Source organism: Bacteroidota bacterium (assembly GCA_016183775.1).
Lineage (GTDB): Bacteria > Bacteroidota > Bacteroidia > JABDFU01 > JABDFU01 > JABDFU01.
On record JACPDY010000009.1, the window covers coordinates 1 to 16,799 of the forward strand.

The 16,799-nt window shown below is 39.3% G+C and carries 15 protein-coding genes; 9 read left to right on the forward strand and 6 right to left on the reverse strand.

The annotated features are described in order from the left end of the window. Window positions 1-135 precede the first annotated feature (135 nt). Window positions 136-654 (forward strand): hypothetical protein, encoded by a 519-nt coding sequence (locus HYU69_01325; protein ID MBI2268977.1) that lies wholly within the window; start codon window positions 136-138, stop codon window positions 652-654. Window positions 655-802: 148 nt separating this feature from the next. Continuing rightward, the gene (locus tag HYU69_01330) at window positions 803-1,459 is read left to right on the forward strand and encodes a methyltransferase (GenBank protein MBI2268978.1); all 657 of its coding nucleotides are present in this window, start codon (window positions 803-805) and stop codon (window positions 1,457-1,459) included. Between the two features lie 24 nt (window positions 1,460-1,483). Here HYU69_01330 and HYU69_01335 read toward each other — a convergent pair whose 3' ends face one another. After that, window positions 1,484-2,809, reverse strand: coding sequence for a saccharopine dehydrogenase NADP-binding domain-containing protein (locus HYU69_01335; protein MBI2268979.1), 1,326 nt, complete (start codon window positions 2,807-2,809; stop codon window positions 1,484-1,486). 159 nt (window positions 2,810-2,968) lie between these two features. Between HYU69_01335 and HYU69_01340 the strand changes: the two genes are divergently transcribed. From HYU69_01340 to HYU69_01370, 7 genes are all read left to right on the forward strand, one after another. Continuing rightward, entirely contained in the window at window positions 2,969-3,367 is a 399-nt protein-coding gene (locus HYU69_01340) for a DUF423 domain-containing protein (GenBank protein ID MBI2268980.1), read from the forward strand. Next, complete coding sequence (locus HYU69_01345; protein MBI2268981.1) at window positions 3,357-4,877, forward strand: carboxypeptidase M32; 1,521 nt, start codon at window positions 3,357-3,359, stop codon at window positions 4,875-4,877. Before HYU69_01340 ends, HYU69_01345 begins: the two co-directional genes overlap by 11 nt. Before the next feature lie 306 nt (window positions 4,878-5,183). Next, window positions 5,184-6,800: a phosphoenolpyruvate carboxykinase (ATP) gene (gene pckA / locus HYU69_01350; protein ID MBI2268982.1), complete on the forward strand. Its 1,617-nt coding sequence runs from the start codon at window positions 5,184-5,186 to the stop codon at window positions 6,798-6,800. A gap of 193 nt (window positions 6,801-6,993) precedes the next feature. Next, window positions 6,994-7,116: a VF530 family DNA-binding protein gene (locus HYU69_01355; GenBank protein MBI2268983.1), complete on the forward strand. Its 123-nt coding sequence runs from the start codon at window positions 6,994-6,996 to the stop codon at window positions 7,114-7,116. 17 nt (window positions 7,117-7,133) lie between these two features. Next, window positions 7,134-7,448: a DUF3817 domain-containing protein gene (locus HYU69_01360; GenBank protein ID MBI2268984.1), complete on the forward strand. Its 315-nt coding sequence runs from the start codon at window positions 7,134-7,136 to the stop codon at window positions 7,446-7,448. A 48-nt stretch (window positions 7,449-7,496) separates the two neighbouring features. Next, window positions 7,497-7,634, forward strand: coding sequence for a T9SS type A sorting domain-containing protein (locus tag HYU69_01365; protein MBI2268985.1), 138 nt, complete (start codon window positions 7,497-7,499; stop codon window positions 7,632-7,634). Between the two features lie 3 nt (window positions 7,635-7,637). Further along, complete coding sequence (locus HYU69_01370; GenBank protein ID MBI2268986.1) at window positions 7,638-8,114, forward strand: hypothetical protein; 477 nt, start codon at window positions 7,638-7,640, stop codon at window positions 8,112-8,114. A 34-nt stretch (window positions 8,115-8,148) separates the two neighbouring features. On the opposite strand, the gene HYU69_01375 is transcribed toward HYU69_01370, so the two are convergent. The 5 genes from HYU69_01375 to HYU69_01395 form a co-directional block, all read right to left on the reverse strand. Further along, window positions 8,149-10,719 (reverse strand): DUF3857 domain-containing protein, encoded by a 2,571-nt coding sequence (locus HYU69_01375; protein ID MBI2268987.1) that lies wholly within the window; start codon window positions 10,717-10,719, stop codon window positions 8,149-8,151. Window positions 10,720-10,813: 94 nt separating this feature from the next. Beyond that, window positions 10,814-12,262, reverse strand: a complete 1,449-nt coding sequence (locus HYU69_01380; GenBank protein MBI2268988.1) for a hypothetical protein — start codon at window positions 12,260-12,262, stop codon at window positions 10,814-10,816. 101 nt (window positions 12,263-12,363) lie between these two features. Continuing rightward, window positions 12,364-13,791 carry a hypothetical protein gene (locus HYU69_01385; protein MBI2268989.1) on the reverse strand — a complete coding sequence of 476 codons (1,428 nt, stop codon included), beginning with the start codon at window positions 13,789-13,791 and terminating at the stop codon, window positions 12,364-12,366. Between the two features lie 107 nt (window positions 13,792-13,898). Then, window positions 13,899-15,329: a hypothetical protein gene (locus HYU69_01390; protein ID MBI2268990.1), complete on the reverse strand. Its 1,431-nt coding sequence runs from the start codon at window positions 15,327-15,329 to the stop codon at window positions 13,899-13,901. A gap of 31 nt (window positions 15,330-15,360) precedes the next feature. Beyond that, window positions 15,361-16,647 (reverse strand): T9SS type A sorting domain-containing protein, encoded by a 1,287-nt coding sequence (locus tag HYU69_01395; protein ID MBI2268991.1) that lies wholly within the window; start codon window positions 16,645-16,647, stop codon window positions 15,361-15,363. Window positions 16,648-16,799: the final 152 nt, after the last annotated feature.

The following is a 16,799-nucleotide window of genomic DNA, read 5'->3' on the forward strand; positions in this document are numbered from 1 at the left end:
CAATTGTGTGTGGGAGTACGAAGATGAAAATTTACGCTCTTAACCTGTTCTTAAAAAATTGAATATCAATGCTTAACTAAATTATATACAGATGAAATTTAAACAGTCTCTCATAATTTCACCGAACAGATAAAAATGAACTTAAAAGAAAAAATACTTGACGAACATTCCAAAAAACAAACCTCACAGATCGTGAATTATGTGGGCAACAACAACGTCCGCTTCGCACGATTAGTGAATCTCTTTTTAGGAAAAGAACCCTTGATCGCACAAAGAGCGGCATGGGCTGTGAGTTATTGCGTGGAATCTAACCCGAGCTTGGCAAAACCTCATTTAAATAAATTCGTTAAAAATCTTAAACAAACGGGACTACATAATTCCATAAAACGGAATACAATGCGGCTTTTACAATACATTGATATTCCCAAACATCTGCTGGGATTATTGACAAATATATGCTTTGGTTATCTTTCGGATGTAAAAGAAGCGATTGCAGTTAGGGTATTCAGCATGACCGTTTTATTAAATATCGCGAAAAAAGAACCCGGCTTAAAGAATGAAATTAAGTTGATTATCGAAAATATGATGCCAAATGGCTCTGCGGGCATAAGAGCCAGGGGAAAAATGATCTTAAAAGCATTGGAAAAACTATAGTTCCGTGCATATTAGAAACAAATTTTTCATTATCTTTAATACTGTTGGTATTCAACCGTTTCGCGCAAGCACTGTAAAGCAGTGATTTTTTATGCCGCATTCAACCTTTGCCTTTAAACAATTTACGATTAAACAAAACAATTGTGCCATGAAGGTGGGCACAGACGCTGTTTTGCTTGGCGCATGGGTTAATGCATCTCAATCAGTAAATATTCTTGACATCGGTACTGGCACAGGTGTAATAGCCATTATGCTTGCTCAAAAATCGAATGGGACGATCGATGCTGTAGATATTGATGAAAGTGCTTTTAAACAGGCTATTGAGAATGTAAAAGCATGCCCCTGGAAGGACAGGATCCATGTTCATCACGCGGCTTTCCAGAATTTTTCGTCGGCCTCACAAAAAAAATACGATCTGATCGTGAGCAATCCCCCTTATTTTGTTGACTCAACAAAAACGCCTGAAGAAGCCCGCACTTATGCCCGCCATACCGATATGCTGGAATTTGATGAGCTGCTTGACGGGGTGTTGAAACTATTAACGGATGACGGGATCTTTTCACTTATACTTCCTTCTAAAGAAGGAGAATTTTTCAGGGACATTGCTGAAAGTAAAGAATTATACCTCACCAAACTTATGCGGGTACGACCACGGGTTGATAAACATGAAAAACGTTACCTGATGAGGTTTGAAAGAAAACGCAAAAGTTTTTCGGAGGCCTCGATCACTATTGAACATGAAGAGCATCACTCCTACACCGATGAATATAAGGAGCTGACTAAAGACTATTACCTGGCGTTTTAGATCAACGCATTCAGAGAACAATTGTTATCCCTGCTTTTCAATAAACTTAATTCCCAATTCTTCCAGCTCTTTTAATACCGGCTCATATATTTCCCTGGCGGTTGGAATAAGCACTCCCCTGCCCTTCAGTTCACCGTTCAAAAGCAACTTTACCGCAATAGCCATTGGCAATCCCACCGTTTGAGCCATGGCAGTATAAACCTGGTCGTGTCCCTTTACAACTAATGATGATGTTATCTTTTTTTCCTTACCATTCAATTTATAATTAAACTTGTGCTGCATCACGATCATGTCCTTATCATTTTCCTTTAGTTTCCACTTCCGTTCCAGCAGCTCCTGCAGTATTTCGGCAGGTGATGAATTGCTTATTTTAATTTTTTCATTTTCAAGAATACCCAACCATTCTATCTTTTTAATTAATTCGGATCCTTCAGTTTCATTTAAAAATGACGAAAGCCGGTGAACTATACTTCCTTTTCCCTTCGGAAGATAAGCTTCTACAAGTTGCGCGTAGGTCATTTTATTACTATCAGCAATTTTACAGGTATCATCCGTTAAACCAAGCTGCACAAATGCATTCCAGGCCTTACAATATCCCTTCATACGCAATGTACCTCTCAACATTGTTGGTATGCTCTCCAAACCATAGAGCTGGCGGTATGATAAAGAATCACGGTTGGCATACGCGTCAAATTCGCCATACCCTTCAACACTTATATTTTCGACCTGTGTAAACAATCTGTTATATGGAATATACTTATATTGACCATCCTCAATATACTGAGCGGTACCCTGCCCTGCCAGCACTACATTACGTGGGTTCCAGGTAAATTTATAACCCCAGGGATTATCATTACTCTCGGGCGCAACAAGCCCTCCGCAATATGACCTGAACGCTGTTAACTCTCCATCTGATGTTTTTATCCGATCGATGATCTGCATGGCGCTCATATGGTCAATGCCCGGATCAAGGCCCATTTCATTTAAAAACAATACTCCTTTTTTCTTCGCATCAGCATCAAGCGCCGCGATATCTTTTGAAACATAACTGGCTGTGATAAGATGCTTCCCGAATTGCAAACAATCTTTCGCGGCAAGTAAATGCATGGATGCAGGAAGCATGGAAACCACCACATCGGCAAGTTTGACTTCTGCCTCACGTTGTATTTGATTGTTTACATCAAAAGCAATTGCTCTTGCATTTGCGTGGCGGTTGGTTTTTTGCAGAGCTAACTCTAATGAAACATCAGCAACTGTTATCTTCCAGGTTTCCCTGGAAGAATGCTCAAGTAAATAACGGATGAGCGATGAAGCGGAACGACCCGCACCTATAATCAAAATGTTTTTCATCTGTATGTGTTTTTATTAAATCTCTGATTGTCAGATGGAATACGCCATATTCATGTCCATTGGTATGCCGAAGGTATATGGCTATTTCATAAAAAATGTCCCTGCGTTTTAATAATTGTTAAATTTAGAAATAGAAATCCTTACTCAAAAATTAATTGAATGTATAATCGTTTTTTAATTATTGCAGGAATCTCCGGAGCTTTGTCTGTGGCACTTGGAGCTATGGGTGCCCATGCGTTAAAAGCGGTCATCGCACCCGAACTTTTACAGACCTATGAAAAGGCTGTACAATACCAGGTGTATCACACATTTGGACTGATCGCTGTGGCACTGCTTATGCAAAGCAATCCAGCTAAATTTTTACGCTGGTCGGGTAATTTATTCATTGCGGGAATTGTTTTGTTTTCAGGCTCATTGTACTTCCTTTCAACACGGTCACTTATCGGGATAGAAGGAATGCGCTGGGTTGGCGCTATTACACCGTTTGGGGGACTTTCGTTTATAACAGGTTGGTTATTTTTCTCATTTTCATTTTTAAAAAAGAATCATGAACTCTAAATACGAACAATACCGCGCTTTACTTCGCAAAACGGCTGATGTGAATTTTGCAAATGCTGTGCTTGGCTGGGACCAGGAAGTAATGATGCCGCCTAAAGGTGCGGAACACCGTGCACAGCAGTCTGCAACACTTGCAGGTATCTCACATGAACGATCCACCAGCGGGGAACTTGGCAAATTGCTGAATGACCTGAAGTCGGACGCCTCTCTTTCTGAGCTGGAAAAACTCAATATTAAACGCTCCCTAAAGGATTATACTGACCGTAAAAAATTTACGACTGAATTTGTCGAAACGCTCAGTCATGCTATCTCAGAAGCTTTCCAGGCCTGGCAAACAGCCAAAAAGGAAAGCAATTTCAAACTATTCGCGCCTAAACTGGAAAAGCTGGTTGAATTGAAACGTAAAGAATGTGAAATCTACGGTTATAAAGATCATCCTTATGACGCACAGATCGATCAATATGAGCCCGGTACAACCACCAAAGACATTGATACATTATTTGCTGATGTCCGTAAACAGCTCGTTCCATTCATTAAACAAATTGCCGACGCTCCACAGAACAATAGCAGCTTCATGTATAAGCATTATGATAAGGAAAAGCAATGGCACTATGGCTTAGATACATTGAAACAAATGGGCTATGATTTTGAGGCGGGCAGGCAGGATCTGTCCTCTCACCCATTTACCACAAATTTTGGCCCACAGGATGTTCGGGTAACCACGCGTATTGATGAGAACAACTTTAATGAAATGCTATGGAGCTGCATTCACGAGGGTGGTCATGCACTCTACGAACAGGGCTTGTCTTCCGAAAATTACGGACTACCATGCGGGGAGACCATCTCCCTGGGTATCCATGAATCTCAATCACGACTTTGGGAAAACAATGTGGGCCGTGGACTGACTTATTGGAAAGCGCAATACCCTGAGTTGCAAAAACTGTTTCCTGAAAACCTGAAAGATATCTCTGTCACGTCGTTTTACAAAGCAATGAACCAGGTAAAACCATCGCTTATCCGTACCAACGCAGATGAACTGACATACCATACGCATATTATGATACGCTTTGAGATAGAAAAAGCTCTTATTCAGGGATCTATCCAGGTGAATCAGCTTCCTGAATACTGGAACAGCAAATACAAAGAATACCTCGGACTGGATGTTCCCAATGATGCACATGGCGTATTGCAGGACGTACACTGGAGCCATGGCAGCTTTGGCTATTTTCCCACCTATTCTTTGGGAAGTTTTTATGCGGCTCAGTTTTATGCACAGGCGGTAAAAGACTTACCCGGATTGGAAAAGGAAATTGAAAATGGAAACACATTGCCCCTGCTTACCTGGCTGCGCGATAAAGTACACAGACACGGAAGATTCTTTACCGCGGAAGAGTTATGCATAAATATTACCGGAGAAAAACTGAACTTCAACTATTTTATGGAGTATGCCCAGAAAAAGTATACGGGGATTTATGAATTGAAAAGCCTTGAATTGAGATCAAACGGTTGAGACTTTATTCACATTTGATATACTTAAACTAAACATTAGTTAATTTATTGTAAATTACTGAAAATTAATTATTTATAAATAAAAATAACTTACATATATACCTCTTTCAAAAATAAAGTTATCAACAGGTCCTTCAAAGAAAAAGTACAACTAACTGAAAAATTGCGACTTGTAACTTTTCCAAAAAATCGAATTCTGTTCATAAAAAGTAAAGCGTTTCAGGATAAAAAAACAGCCCAACCAACCCCGTTTTAGTAAATTTGCGCTTTAAATTATCAAAGAAGTATTAACCAAAATCTGATACCGATGAACGAATTTGGATTAAAAGCTAAAGACGCAACCGTTGCAAGCCTTGGATTAGGAAATGTGTCCGGTGCCTACTGGAATTTAAATGTTTCCGAAATGGTTGAAGAAACACTATTAAGCGGTGAGGGAAGTCTCACAGATACTGGAGCTTTGGCTGTTGATACGGGAGAATTCACCGGACGTTCGCCAAAAGATAAATTCATAGTTGAAGATAAGATCACCAAAGACACTATTTGGTGGGGTGATGTGAATTTTAAGTTTGATGCCGATAAGTTTGACAGATTATACAATCGCGTTACTGCCTACCTGAGCGGAAAAGAAGTGTATGTGCGTGATTGCTATGCCTGCGCCGATCCTAAATACCGACTCAATATCCGTGTTGTTACAGAATCGGCATGGGCTAATTTGTTTGCCAACAACCTGTTCCTGCGTCCATCACGTGCAGAAATACTCAAATTTAAATCAGATTGGACCATCATCCAGGCACCGGGTTTTAAAGCGAGCCCAGAAATTGATGGTACACGCCAGCATAACTTCACCATAATGAATTTTACACGTAAAATAATCCTTATCGGCGGAAGCGCTTATACCGGCGAGATCAAAAAAGGAATTTTTACGCTTTTGAATTTCACCCTGCCGCATGAAAAAGGAGTATTTCCAATGCACTCTTCGGCCAATATAGGCAAAGATGGTGATACAGCGCTCTTCTTCGGGCTTTCGGGCACAGGCAAAACAACTCTTTCAGCCGACCCTCATCGCGGACTTATAGGTGATGACGAACATGGATGGGCCGACAAATCGATCTTCAACTTTGAAGGTGGATGCTATGCTAAATGCGTTGGTCTTAGCCGTGAAAAAGAACCTGAGATATTTAACGCCATAAAATTCGGCGCACTCCTTGAAAATACTGAATTTACAGGCGACACCAATACTGTTGATTACCACAATATCTCAAAAACCGAAAACACACGCGCCGCCTATCCTATTCATTTTATTGAAAATGCAGTGGAGCCTTCGGTTGGCGGAATACCAAAAAATATTTTCTTTTTAACCTGTGATGCTTACGGTGTATTACCCCCAATATCTAAACTTACTCCCGGTCAGGCTATGTATCACTTTATTTCGGGCTATACCGCCAAAGTCGCCGGTACTGAGGTCGGGGTCACAGAACCAACTCTCACCTTTTCTGCTTGCTTTGGCAAAGCCTTTTTACCATTGCATCCTACTAAATATGCCGAGTTACTTGGAAAAAAATTAAAAGACCATAAAGTGAATGTCTGGCTCATTAATACCGGCTGGACAGGCGGACCTTACGGAGTAGGTACACGCACAAAACTCACATATACACGTGCCATTATCACCGCAGCTATGAAAGGCGCACTCGACAAAGTAAAGTATGAAACACTTCCCGTATTTGGTCTGAGCATGCCAACTTCTTGTCCTGAAGTTCCTGCCGAAATTCTAAATCCGCGCAATACCTGGAAAAATAAAGATTCATACGACACCAAAGCAGCAAGCCTTGCAGCAGCCTTTATAAAAAACTTTGAACAATATGCCAGTGCTGCCAATAAGGAAATTATGGCTGCGGCGCCAAAAGCATCTGCTGTTAATGCATAATGCATGAATCTAGCATTAGCCTTATACTACTACGCTTATTCGTTGGGCGACATTCATCATTTGAAAGCTTGTAAAACAGAGGTTCTGTTGAATAAATTGTCACATAAGCTTCGTAGCGCTCTGTAATGAACGGAACACAGCCAAACAACCCGCTACACGGCAAAACGCTGGAGATGATCCTGAATGCACATTTATTAACATTAATTGCTTTAAGGAGAATCCCGGCATAAAATCGAGCTTAAAGTTTTTACGTACGACACCCTGGGCTCGTAAAAAAGTGGAAGACCTTTACCTTAAAACAATAGACAACAAATAATCATAAAGTTGAACAAAATGAAATTTAATTTCTCAAACACCCCCATCGGAAAGCTGCGAATGACAGGACTTGCGGAAGGAACATCATTCCTTGTACTATTGCTTATCGCAATGCCATTGAAATATATAGCCCATTTACCGCAGGCAGTAAAAGTTACAGGCTGGATACACGGAGTGCTATTTGTGCTTTATATTATAGCACTTATAAGAGTATGGCTGGCGTTCAAATGGCCGTTCAAACGTTTGTTTATTGCATTTGTGGCAGCTCTACTCCCTTTTGGCACATTTATCCTTGACACTCAGCTTCGTAAAGAAGAGCAAACATTAAACTGATCTGCCCATGCACAGTGTTACCAAAAAAATATTCGAATGGTGAGGTGACTGTTATCTGGCAGTCTGCAAAATGTATCCATTCAGGTTAGCATTCGTATTGATACAAATGCATTTCCCGCAGGAGTTTATTTTGTTAGGGTTGAGCTGCATAACAAAGTGTTAACCGGAAAGCTTGTTAAACAATAGGCAATGACTGAGAAACAAAGATTTTACGAAAACAAGATCATCTGGATTATATTTCCATTGATTTTAGCTATGACTTGTATAACACTATTCAATGATCCTGAAATACTGAAGAATTCATTTGTCAGCACCATCCTGAATCTTTCCGTTACTATAGCTTTACTTTTACTAATCGTTTTTATACCCTTTCTTGAAACGGAATACAACAGTTCAGGTATAACTTATCGTTTTTCCCCATTTCACCTGAAGAAACGAACAATACTTTGGTCGGAAATCAGCTCTGCTTACGTAAGAAAATACAAACCTGTTTTAGAATACGGAGGATGGGGAATAAGAGGCATGTTTGGCAAAAATGGAAGAGCCTATAATGTTTCAGGAAATATTGGTCTGCAGTTGGAATTAAAAAATGGCGAAAAGATCTTATTGGGAACACGCAAAAAAGCGGAACTGGAAAAGGTGGTTGGGCAGTTGTTCAAGAATTAGAAAAAAATTAACAGAAATACAATAACGATTAAACTTATTTGTGCGGGATATTCAATTCATTATGACCATTCACAAACGTATGTCTGCTTCTATCTGAGAATAAAATATACGGCACCCAGATACATGTCTGCACAAACATTTTCGCGACTGAGGCCATTTCAGTGTTTATTAAAATCTTGTCCTCTGCACTCACAGGAGTATCTACAAATCCATAGATTAAAATAAGATCAATTATCAAAAAAGCAAGATTGAATATTCTATATCCGCTGTAATAAACACGAAAGGAACTTTTTTTCTTAAAAAAAAGAACTATTATAAGTATGCTGGCAACTATCAAAAACATATTGCCAAGATTTTCAACAATAACATAGTATCCTTTCAAAGGCTGATAATACTCTGAAGATTTATCAAAAAAGAAATAGAAATAATTAATACTTATTTCATCTGAATATAATTTAACTACTTCATACGAAAGAACGATTGGAGTGAATATAATTCCCAATCCAACCAAAACCAACCACCCCCCAATTTGATCATATTTTTTTTCAAATTTACTTACATACGGCCTCTTATATAATTGATAGCATAAAATCGATGAGAAAATTATCGAAACTAAACTTGTGAGCATAAGCAACCAGTTAAATCCATACACTTTTGCATTGACATCATTTGCAGAAACCGACATTACAATATTTGTATTAACAAAATCAACTTTTGATTTATACTCAGTATAATCTTCTGGGTTAATATCGCTAATCTTTGAGAGGTATTTATAATTGAGACTAAGTAAACTGCCATTTACAGTTGCTTTATAGAAATAATGAAAAAATTTATTATCATCCTGAATGGTTTTACTTTCGATACTCCAGCCTTCTGCCTTGTTAATATTTATAGTTTGAATAATATTTACAGGATAAGATATTGCAAGTGGTTGCTTTCTTATATTATCTGACACGTATAATATTCTTTCATTTAAAATATATGGCATAAAGTCCTTTTGAATCTTTGTACTTGAAGAATCATTCTTTGACCAAAATTTTTTAAGCAGATAGCGTTCCGACACGATGATTTCATCTATAGATTCACTGTCACTGGCAATAAGTGTATCCAAAACATTGACTTGAGCACAATACTTAAGATAAAAAGTGCGGTAGTTTTCCTGTATATCGACAAGAGAATTATTTGCCAAAGTATATCGGACTTTATCGGCCTCGATACCAGTATAAGTCGATTTAACAGTAAGGATTGCATCTTTACTCTCACTATTTATATCAAAATTTTCTGAAATAACTATTTTACTTGTTGTATCTGATGGAATTTCAATAAATCCATTTTCATTATTATTTAATATAAAACCTGTCGTATAATTAGAAATCTTTTTATTTTTAAAATTTCCCCGTTGAAAAGAGTAAGTGGGATCAATAAAATACAACCTGTCTTCAAATTCAATTGCCAGAATACAATGGTTAAATTCACGCAAGGATGGATTGTCTGTTCTTACACTTTTCGTTTTTTCAGTATTAAGAAGTACAGGGAACGATTTAATATCAATCTGTTTCAGTAATTCACATAGAAAAAGTGACTTATCTTTACAGTCGCCATACCTGTTTTCTATTACATAATCGGGCTGATGAGGTTGATGGGAATAAATTCCGGCAGTATTTCCTAAATACCGAATATGGTTCTGAGTAAAATCAACTAATGAAGAAATTTGCTCGTCGATATTTCCGTGATATTGCTTTTTTACAGAATCAATTATTATTTTCAGTTTAGTGTCATCATATTTTTTTATTGTAAAAAGTGATTTATACCATTGCTTAACTTCCCGCCAATCTTTGCAATTTGAGATTTGAACGCATGGGTAAGGGTCAAACCAGGAAGGCGTGTTATCCTCTAACTTAATTATTGAAGAATTGATGACGCTCCACGAATATGTTATATATTTCGCTTCGGCAATTTCCGGTTTAAGCTCACAATTCTTATTTAGTATTGAAAGTTGTGTGGTTTTATCAATTAGTAAGTATCTGCATATCCTTCCAACCGGAACAGAATATGCAAAACCAAAATTATAACTGAAGTAATTATTGAAGATATTATTACGTCCAACAACAGAATAGGCATATTCTACGATATCGCCCTTTCTGATGTCACTTAAATTTGCATAAAGCGTGTTGTTTTCATTTATAATACCGTTTCTACGCTCTGTCTCCTCCTTCAATAATTTCAAACCAGATGAATTTGTCCGATCAATAATGTTGCCCCCTCTATAAATTCGAATGTAATGTATTTGTACTTTTTGATATGAAGGATCAAATTCTATTTCAATCTGAGAGGTAAAGTCAAGCCCTATTTCTGAAACGGCCTTAGTAGCATAGTGATAAAAATCATGCTTTAAAACCGTATTAAATTGCTCATCGATTAAAACGTAATAATATCCTTCCTTTATACTTTTGGGATCAACTCCTGTTTCCTTAAGATTTTCAATTTTAACCCAGGAAGGAATGCCCATATATGTTTGAGAGAATCCACCTATGAAAATATTAAAAAAAACAAAAAAGAATATTGAATGAACTATATACGGTGAGGCCAAAAATAATCGAACCATAAGTCTCAAATGTAATGATCAAATTTACTTATTTATCCCTCTTTTCTGGCTTTTTGAAATAAACGGGCTTATTCCCTACTTTATACTACAAATACTACCAGCCATACCAAACCGAAGTACCATCAGAAACATAGCTCACAGCGGTATATGCTGCAATACTAACATTTGTTGAACCGCATGCGAAACCATTTTTACACATTGTATCAGCGCCTGATGAACTTAACGTAATTGCCGAGGCTGTGGTATTGGTAATTATTACAACTGTTCCCGCCGCGATGCTGTTTGCAGCAGGAAGTGTTGAGCCACCGGCTCCCGTAAGTTTAATGAACAGATCTGTTGAGGTCATTGTTATTGTGTTCCCTTCCCTGTATTTACCTGCTATACCACCTGCAACCGACAGGGTGCTGCGAAGCGTGGTAGTACCTATTCCAACTTTTATAGCATCCGCACCCGTACCTCCCAATACGAGACAATTGCTGCATCCTACTTTTGCATTATATCCGATCGCCGTAGATTTATTAAGATTGCTTGCAGTTACATCAGCATTCGCTCCAATTGCGATATTATATGAGCCTGTACCATTTGTACGAAGTGCCCTATAACCAAAAGCTGTATTTTTTGATCCGGTAGTATTCGAAAAAAGTGCAGAATCTCCACATGCTGTATTATAACTTCCTATTGTATTGCCAAAAAGCGCATAATAGCCTGTTGCAGTATTTCCATCTCCGGACATATTAGATTGCAGCGCCCTGGCACCGTTTGCCGTATTATAGTTTCCACCAACATTTGAGAATAATGCGGAAGATCCTACTGCTGTATTATAACTTCCAATTGTATTTGTATAAAGAGCATTGTCTCCAACAGCTGTATTATAAGATCCGGTGGTATTTGAATAAAGGGCGAGATAGCCAAATGCTGTGTTGTATTTTGAAAGGTTGGAATAAAGGGCCTTATAACCCACTGCGGTATTGGCCCCTCCGTTTCCGGGTAAACCTCCAACATCAGGATCTGTTACAGAATACAGGGCCTTATATCCAACACCTGTATTGGTTCGATCATTGTTATCAAACCCTGCTTTATATCCCAAAAATGTTGCACCTGCAGGATCTATTCGTCCTGCTTTAAAATTATTTACCTTAAAATCCAATGCGATACTATCGGTAGTACCGATAAAGTTCGTTGTTTTACTTGTGCCTGAATTACCTGTTGTTTTCCAATTGTTTGTAGAAAAGTCGATCCAGGCCGGAGCGGCTTTTGTTCCCGAATTATAATAATACCCTGCCGGCGAAAGTCCGCCTGTGCCCAGATTATATATTAACAAGCCGGTTGCCGGCCTTGGTATTGTAGTTGCATCGCCTGTGGCTGTCAATGCCACCTGAGTAATAAGCAGGCCTTTGTTGGTGAAATCAATATCAAGACCGGCAGAGCTATCGGTTGCCGCACCGGTAGCATTGATACCAATATTCTGTGCCAGCATACCTGATCCTAGCACACAACAAATTGCAAATACAAAAAACAAATGAATGTAAATTGTTTTCACCATTGTTCGTGTATGTATATCTCTATTCAAATTAAAATTATCCGATCAAAATTTCACTATTCTGTTTACATCTCTTTTATTCAAAATGCTTTTTTTACAAACTATTACCATCCATTCCATACCGAAATCCCATCTGAAGTATACCTTACAGCAGTATATGCAGGGATACTTACACTGGTTTGCGCACACCCAACACCAATATTACACATTGTATCAGTTCCGGAACGGTTTAATGTAATGGCCGCAGCGGTTGTGTTTGAAACTATGACCATTGTCCCCGAGGCAACAGTACTTGCAGCCGGAAGTGTTGAAGCGCCGGCTCCTGTCAGCTTTATAAAGCAATCCCTTACTGTCATCGTTACTGTATTTCCTGCACTGTATCTTCCTGCAATACTTCCAGAAACTGTCAGCGTACTCAGTGGAGTTGTAACACCTACACCAACATTCACCGCATCAGCACCGGTACCACCCAATGCTAAACAATTACTGCAACTTACTTTCGCATTGTAACCAATAGCATTTGCATTACTAAAATTGTTAGCTGTTACATCAGCTCCCTGTCCAATACAGGTATTATTTGACCCGGTTAAGTTTGTAAAAAGGGCACTATCTCCAAAGGCTGTATTATATGTCCCGCTTGTATTCGTATATAAAGCCCTGAACCCTTCAGCAGTATTGTTTAAGCCAGTCCCATTAGCTGAATAAAGCGCGAAAGCGCCACTGGCATTATCTAATCCCTGGTTTGTTGTTTGTGTATATAGTGCCCTGTATCCAACTGCTGTATTATAAAATCCAAGCGTATTGCCATACATTGCTTCGGCTCCTATAGCGGTATTATAATTTCCATCTGTACTATTGAAAAGCGCGTCCGCACCAATAGCGGTAGCGTTTTCCCTATGATTACAGGTAAGCGTGCGATACCCGACAGCTGTAATACCAAACAATGGAATAGTACAAGAAAGTGAAAAATAGCCAATCGCCACCATATTGCCGAACTTTGGTGAATAAAGCGCTTTATGGCCGATCCCAATTGTAGGACTCTGCGTACTCGAACTATCCTTATGTCCGGCCTTGTACCCAAAAAATGTATTACCTGTGGTATCTAATGTTGCACCTCTGAAATTGTTTACTTTAAAATTAAGTACAACACTGTCTGTTGTGCCAATAAAATTAGTTCCGCTAAGAGTGCCAGGATTACCTGTTGCTGACCAGCTATTTGAAATGACGCCCCAACGAGGACTTGCCTTTGTACCGGTATTATTTAAAAAGCCGGTATGGCTAAGCCCCCCTGTACCTGTATTGTAAATTAACAAACCTGTAGCAGGTCTAGTAATGGTAGCTGCATCAGTGGACCTAACTAAAGCAACCCGGGGAATAAGTAAAGACTTGTTCGTAAAATCAATATCAAGACCTGCTGAAGAATCTGCCACCACACCGATGCTGTTAATGCCAACACTTTGAGCCTTATGATCTGATACAGATATAAAGCAAAGCACAAAAACAAGTAATACAGATGTGCCGCAAATTTTCATTCTCTATTGCATTATCAATTCAACATTTGCAATTTTCTTAAATCCTGATACTTTACTTTCCATTTTTCTATTTCACAAAAAATGTACACTATCCCGCGATAATAATATTACCACCCCATCCAAACACTCGTTCCATCCGAAGTATAATGTACAACACTATATGCCGGTATACTAACACTTGTTTGAGCGCAACCTACACCAATATTACACATTGTATCCGTCCCTGATGCACTCAGTGTAATTGCAGCAGCCGTTGAGTTTCGGATAATTACATGTGTCCCCGCAGTAACACTTACCGCAGTGGGCAAAGTTGAACCACCCGCAGCTGTAAGGTTGACAAAAAAATCTGCCGCATCCATCGTTACTGTGTTTCCTTCCCTGTATTTTCCAGCTATACTTCCTGAAACGGTCAAAGAATTTTTAGGAGTAGTGAGCCCAATTCCTACCAAAACAGAATCAGCGCCTTTGCCCCCGATCACAAAGCTACTACTGGATGGAACTTTAGCTTTATATCCGATAGCAGTTGCCTTTGTCAGATTGTTGACCGTAACATCTGCTTCCCTTCCTATAGCAGTATTATAGCTTCCTGTAGTATTCACCTTAAGAGCAAAAAATCCAAAAGCGGTATTTTCCGATCCTGTGGTTGTCGCGTTAAGTGTTTGGTATCCATCGGCGGTATTGTAGTTTCCATTTCTATGAGCCGGGAGAGAAAGATATCCGACAGCGGTGTTTCCGCTTCCCGAAGTGTCATTAGTAAGGGCCTGAACCCCTACTGCGGTATTATAATTCGCGGTTGTATTCCTGGTTAATGCAGAAGGACCGGAAGCTGTATTGTAGCTCCCCACTGTACTACGCCTGGGTGCTGCCGGCCCGGCCGCTGTATTATACTGTCCGGTGGTATTTGCACGTAAAGCCAGGTATCCAACGGCAGTATTATTTTTAGCCGTGTTCAGATAAAGTGCCTGATAGCCAATCGCAGTATTGGCCCCTCCATTGCCTGCACCATCAGTTACCGAATAAAGGGCCATATAACCTACACCCGTATTGGTTATATCATTATTCACAAGCCCCGCTTTGTATCCAAAAAAAGTTGCCCCTGCCGGATCTATTAATCCTGATTTAATATTTTTAACCCTAAAATTAAATGCGACACTATCAGTAGGACCAATAAAATTAGTACCATCAACCATGCCTGAGTTACCTGTAATTTTCCAGTTATTGGCAATAAAGTTAGTCCAGTTAGGAGCTGCTTTCGTACCCGCATTATAGTAATAACCCGCCGGGGCAAGCCCGCCTGTCCCGGGGTTGTAAACCATTAAACCGGTTGCTGGTCTTGTGATTGTTGCAGCATCACCTGTTGCGATCAAAGCAATGCGTGGTATGAGTAATCCTTTATTTGTGAAATTAACATCGAGACCAGCGGAAGTATCCGCTTCAGCACCCGTGGCATTTATGCCAACATTTTGTCCGAAGGAATTCAGCGCAGTAGCATACAAAAAAGCAACTATGCTAAATATATGTGCGCAATGCTTCTTCATTCTATTGTCAGTTAATTCTTTTCTGTTTACTTTATCTGATAATAATTTTCTTATTATAAATTGCATTCTGCGTTAAACCAATAACCGTATACACTCCCGGAGCAAGCTGAAGTGTATGATCAACCGCTTCAAGCACACCACCACTAGAATCACTTAAAGTTACTTTGGAATAAACAGTTTGACCAATTACATCCATTAAAACTACAAGTACCTGTGCTTTACTGACCAGACCAGATAACTGAACATATATACTCTCTCCGGCGTTAGATGGGTTTGGAAAAGTCAATAATGTTCCATTTCCCGTTCCTGTGAAACCATCACGATCACAATTTTTCGCAACAATTGTTGAATACTCATATTTCCCATCAAAATCTGTTTGCTTAAGACGGAAGTATTTACAGGCATATTTATTTTTTACGGTTTTATTGTATTTAATTAATGAAGTTGAATTTCCGGCTCCGGCAACCTGACCCATATTGATCCATCCTTTCGCATCATCCCGACCCTCCAAAGTAAAATAGCTATTATTTGTTTCACTTGCGGTAGACCATGTAAAAGACAGTTCATCGCCGCCTTTGCAAGTCACATTAAAATGTAGCAATTCAATTGGTAATGGCGAATCCTGATCTACCAGCGTCCAAGACCTGAATAAATTAGAAGGGGTAACGCTGCCGCTTGATACCGTATTGGAACCGGTGTTGGCCGTTAAAAAAGAGCCGTACCAATCTGCCCAGCCGGGAATACCGGTATTATAACGTTGTGCAAATAATGCAGATTCGGTAATGGAATTACCCGCAGCACTCCATTCGCCATCCAGGTATGTGAAAGTTATAGTTGCAGTTGGGTTGGTCGTATATCCCGCCGTATCAATGATCCAGAACCGGTCAATAACATTGGCCGAATTGTTCGCGCAGCACACCGCGATCATATTGGCTACATCTCCCGGTTTATAGGTTAAATTATCCCAATCCGGTCCTGCATAGGTAGAGAACACAACATTTCCAGAACCAACACCTGCCGATGTGATATCAAAAATAAGGGGTATTTTATTACCTGCCGATTTTGTAAAAGGAATGGTGTAAGTGCCGGTACTGGTTCCGATATTCCATTTTATTCTGTTCGATTCAGCCTCGGATATAATATTTCCTCCTGTTCCCGCTGTAGAGAGCGCATTGGTTGAACTATTTTCGAGCACAACGCAAGCGCTGTTACTCACAACCATATAGGCATCGTCACTAATAACGATCCGGCTTTGTGAAAAGGAAAAACCAATTCCCACATAAAAAACGGCAAAAAAAACAGAGGAAAAATCCTTCATTGGCGCAAATCTAATACCAATTATAAATATTAATTAGTCCAATTTATATTTGAAAAAACATACCCAAATCCACATGTTTTTTTTATGCTTTGTTCTGTGAGGTTGCTAAGTTCAAGTGTAATAAAGTCACTTACTTCATCAAGGGTTTTATG